This is a genomic window from Bradyrhizobium sp. AUGA SZCCT0283, assembly GCF_018130385.1.
Classification (GTDB): Bacteria; Pseudomonadota; Alphaproteobacteria; order Rhizobiales; family Xanthobacteraceae; genus Bradyrhizobium.
The window spans coordinates 1-4,460 of record NZ_JAFCLU010000085.1 but is presented as its reverse complement, the minus strand read 5'-3'; the positions used below and the strand labels follow the sequence as shown (position 1 = coordinate 4,460).

At 60.1% G+C, this 4,460-nt stretch carries 3 protein-coding genes and 1 pseudogene; 3 read left to right on the top strand and 1 reads right to left on the bottom strand.

Going from position 1 to position 4,460, the window contains the following annotated elements; translation table 11 throughout:
- Positions 1-355, top strand: a pseudogene (locus tag JQ624_RS38040) (transposase); the annotation flags it as partial.
- 796 nt (positions 356-1,151) lie between these two features.
- Here JQ624_RS38040 and JQ624_RS38035 read toward each other — a convergent pair.
- Positions 1,152-2,168: an AraC family transcriptional regulator gene (locus JQ624_RS38035; RefSeq protein WP_212423985.1), complete on the bottom strand. Its 1,017-nt coding sequence runs from the start codon at positions 2,166-2,168 to the stop codon at positions 1,152-1,154.
- Between the two features lie 252 nt (positions 2,169-2,420).
- Between JQ624_RS38035 and JQ624_RS38030 the strand changes: the two genes are divergently transcribed.
- Both JQ624_RS38030 and JQ624_RS38025 read left to right on the top strand, forming a co-directional pair.
- Complete coding sequence (locus JQ624_RS38030; protein ID WP_212423984.1) at positions 2,421-3,386, top strand: MBL fold metallo-hydrolase; 966 nt, start codon at positions 2,421-2,423, stop codon at positions 3,384-3,386.
- A gap of 51 nt (positions 3,387-3,437) precedes the next feature.
- Positions 3,438-4,127 carry a DUF1326 domain-containing protein gene (locus JQ624_RS38025; protein WP_212423983.1) on the top strand — a complete coding sequence of 230 codons (690 nt, stop codon included), beginning with the start codon at positions 3,438-3,440 and terminating at the stop codon, positions 4,125-4,127.
- Positions 4,128-4,460 lie beyond the last annotated feature (333 nt).

Genomic DNA, 4,460 nt, shown 5'->3' with positions numbered 1-4,460 from the left:
ATCGGCACTGGAGACGTATTCTCCAAAGGCCGCGACTTCGGCGCCTGGCTCGGACTGGTGCCCAAGCAGATCTCGACGGGAGACCGCACGATCCTCGGCAAAATCTCTAGGCGCGGCAATCGCTACCTGCGGGTTCTGTTCGTGCAGGCGGCATGGGTTGTGCTGGTCAGGATAAAGAACTGGGAACGTTACGGGCTCAAATCCTGGATCGAAGCCGCCAAGAGGCGGTTGCACCACAACGTGCTGGCGATCGCGCTCGCCAACAAGCTTACCCGCATCGCCCTGGGCGGTGCTGGCTAAAGGACGCGCCTTCGAGCTGACGAGGACCGACGATGCAGGCGTCCGACCCGCTTGATCCTCGCGCCGTGCTCGGCGCGGTCAAGGCGCAGCCTGGCAACGTCGGAGCCAGCCGCAAGCCAAGCGCGACGGCCGGCCTTGACCGCCCCTGCGCGCGACGCAATTGACGTTCTGCGGGCCGGGACGAAGGAACGGCCCTTGGCTCGAACAAAGGAACTGCGCGATATGAGGAGTAAGCGACGACGTAACCCTATCAACAGTTTCCAGCCGAGGCCTGCGAGAGGACGAGACGAGATGGAGGTTCGGTCTTCTGAGCGCATGCGAACACTGGTGACCCAAATGGCCCGATCGAGGCCTGTCCGGTAACGAGAACGCACGCGCGCTGATAGCCATGATGGCCCGGAGCAAATGCTCCAATCAAAGGCCGGATACATTGATGCAAGACCGCTCACCGCCAGCTCGGCGAAACCACTTGCAACGCACGGCCGGACCATACATTCGGGTCATTTCGCGTCGGTTTGACCGGACCACGGCGACTTCCGGTCTAGCCCGATGAACGGACATTCTCAGGATAGGCGGGCATGTCTCAAAGGTGCCATGAACAGACATGCAGACCTTGAACAAGGCATCAACAAGCGAAGCTATGAACAACCTGCCGATGAGCGGCTCAATGAGCGACTGCGCGGAGAAGGGCTTTGTAAGAAATGCGATGCATCCAGAGTCCAACGCAGCCACGAAGTGCTGTTGCGATGGCCGCTTCGGGGTCATCAGGAGACCTCAACACGAATCTACTTGGTTGCTTTGGTGGATTGACCGAACGCAGCAAACGCGATTGTCGCCTCGAGCTTTCGAGACTACGGTTGCTTCCGGGGCTGCTGCGCTTGCCTGCGATCTCTTAGCGTCTCCGAAGGACTTTCCCCAAAGTACCTGCGGTACGTGACCGAGAACCGACCCATGTGGGTGAACCCCGTGCTCATGGCAATCTCGGTGATGTTCGCTTCCGGATCGGCCCGCAACAGGGCTTGGCGAACTTGCCGCAAGCGGGCGTTCCGCAGGTAGTGCATCGGGGAGACGCCCTTGAAATCGCTGAAGTGCTTAAAGAGTGTTCTGCCTGCAACTCCGGTTGCCGTAACGAGGTCGGCCACTGTGACCGCCTGGTCGAGATGGGCCTCGATGTAGTCGATCGCGCGCCTCACGTCACGCGGCGCAATCGGCTTCTCGAGACGTCGCAGTGCTGCGCTGTAGTTATGCAGGTGCGACACCAGCAGTGCCGTAATAATGAACTGCTCGAATGTGCTCATTGTCGTCGGGCTCCAGAGCACCGATCCCGCCTGTTCCAGGTCTGCGACGGCCGTCAGCACGTAGCGTGCCAGGCTGCGGCCGTACCCGGCGGCGAGGTCGATGGTAGGCGCAAAGTCGAGGGGAGCGGTTGGTGGTTCGCCGAGTAGGGCGGCAAGCTGGCCTGTAAGGCTGGATTTGGTCAAAGACAGTTGGATGCGGCTACTATCGGCCTCCGATACCAGCCGACAACTCTCGCATATCGGCGAGATGATTGTGGCGAGGTTCGGATTGCAAATGATGTTGTCACGGCCAATGGTGGTTCCAAGTTGCCCGCGAAGCGGCAGGTGGATCCAAGTGTCAGTGCGGGCGGGGCTCGGCGACAGGACGACCGAAGCGCCACCGTATTGCACGTAACCCATGTAGAGGCCCGGCATGTAAACGCCGTTGAGGCGCGCATCGAGGTGGCGGGCCTGCCGCCCTTCGATGTCAAAGCGGTAGCCTTTCGCGCGCAGGAATGCACCAGTCTCCTCCGCATTGCGGCTGTGGAAGATGGGCCGCTGCTCCAGAAGCGGGGCGGTGCCAAGCTGCATGCCTACCTCCGTATGATCAAGCATACCATGCAGAGCGAGGCATGGGCACCGGGGCCGGGAATGCTCCGATCATTTTTGCAGTTTTTGGATAGTGATCGTTGGTGCTTCCCGGGGGCGATTTTCCACGTTTTTTGCGCTTTCCGGATAGGCCCTCGCGGCAATCGGATATCAAGGACCCAAATGCGCCAGTAAGCTTCGCCCCCAACGGGGCGGTGCCCATCGATAGGGTGGCCGATCAAGGAGCGAAGCGTCGTGACTGCAGGGCATGTTCACAGAATAGCTCGTCGCCAATTTCTGGGTGGGTCGGCCGCAGCGGCTCTGGCCGCAGCTGCGTGCGTGTCTTCGCTGCGACCGACAAGGGCAGCCGTCCATACGGTATCGGTCCACAAATCAGGCAGCCTCGAGACTCTGGTCCTAAGCGACGGCCATTTCTTCCTTCCAGTGGGCTTCCTCGTGGCGCCGGACTCTCCGCCCGCCGAGCGCGAAGCCGCTCTGAACGCAGCCGGACAAACCGGCGAACAGCTCCAGCTCGTGAACACTGTCGCGGTGATCCGTAGCCAGTCCGATGTGATCTTGGTCGACACCGGCACCGGCCCGCGCCATCAGCCCACGGCGGGAAAGCTTGCGGAGAACCTCAAAGCTGCCGGCATCCTACCTGCAGCCGTTACCAAGATCGTCCTGACCCACGGCCATCCCGACCACCTCTGGGGCATCCTCGACGCAAATGACAACCCGATCTATCCGAATGCGAGCTATCTCGTTTCGGCCGTCGAATGGAACCTTTGGGCCGACCCGGATGCGATGCGAAGGTTGCCGGCAGTCTTGGCAACCAACGATCGCATCATCAATGGCGCCAAGAACCATTTCTCGCACGTCAAGGACAAGATAAGGACGGTACGGGATGGCGAGGAGATTGTCAGTGGCGTGCGGGTCATCGATACGCCAGGGCATACGCAGGGCCACATCTCGGTCGAAATCGCCGGTGGGGATGGTCTCGTCGTCGTTGCGGACGCGCTTACGCACGCTGTGATCTCATTCCAGCATCCGTCGTGGCCGGTGCCAGTCGACCATGAGCCCGATCGCGGCATCTTGACCCGCCTACGCCTGCTTGATCGACTCGTCATTGACAAGCGCCGGCTGATCGGCGCTCACCTGCCGTTCCCTGGCACCGGCTTCGTCGAGCGCAAGGATGGCGCCTATCGCTTTGTTCCGACTTGAAGCTCGCGCAAAGTCGAGTTGAGCGTCATCGCTTTCGGGAGGCGCCGTGAGATGGCTGATCAATGGCTATTCAAGAGCGAGACTTATGATAACTGCAACTGCGCTATGAATTGTGGTTGCCAGTTCAACTTGCCGAGTACCCACGGCCATTGTCGGTCGGCCTTCGTCGGCACCATCGTCGAAGGCCACTTCAACGATACGCCGCTCTCAGGCTTGAACTGGGCGGCGCTGTACAAGTGGCCCGGCGAAATCAAGGACGGAAACGGCCGGCGCCAGATCGTTATCGACGAGCGTGCGGATGAAGCTCAACGGATCGCGCTTGAAACGATCATCTCAGGCGAGGCATGCGAACCATTGAGCAATCTCTTCGCCGTATTCGCGTCCACATGCTCGGAATTTTGCGAGACGTTGTTCCTGCCGATTGATCTCGATGCGGACTTGGAACTCAGAACCGCAAGAGTGGAGATACCCGGCGTCATGCGGAGTAGCGGCAGGCCCAAGATCAACGAGTTTACTGGTCAACCATTCCACATTGCGCTGGCGCGTCCTCGTGGCAGTTTCGAGTTTACCTACGCAGAAATCGGGCTAGGTACCACGTCGGTCACGGGTGACATGGAAATGGCGTACGAAGATTCATGGGCGCACTTTTGTGTTCACCACTTCAACCAGGATGGCTTGGTCAGGGAAAGATCAAGGCTCACGGCATGGCTTGGGCACATGACCCCGCACTCCCGTGAATGACGCCAGGCGTTACCGTTCTGGATGCATGTTTCCGGAGACGTCTTTTGAACGTGAGCGGGCTCACTCGCTCGAGAGTCTGTAATGGGTCAAAGTGAGAAGTCCGGGCATTCAACCGGCAAGGTCGGCTTTACCCCCAACTCCGGACATGGCCTTGCACCTCGCAAACTGACGCTTTGCGCCATTAGGCGACATTCGAACCGAGGCGGCCTTACTTCGTCAACTCGCGGACGGCATCCAAGACTAGGAAGACGGCTTGGTCGGGCGGAGCGGCAGACCTTTCCTTGGTAGGACCTGGCTAATTCTTGGATCACCGGTGTGCCGAGCGGCGCGGCC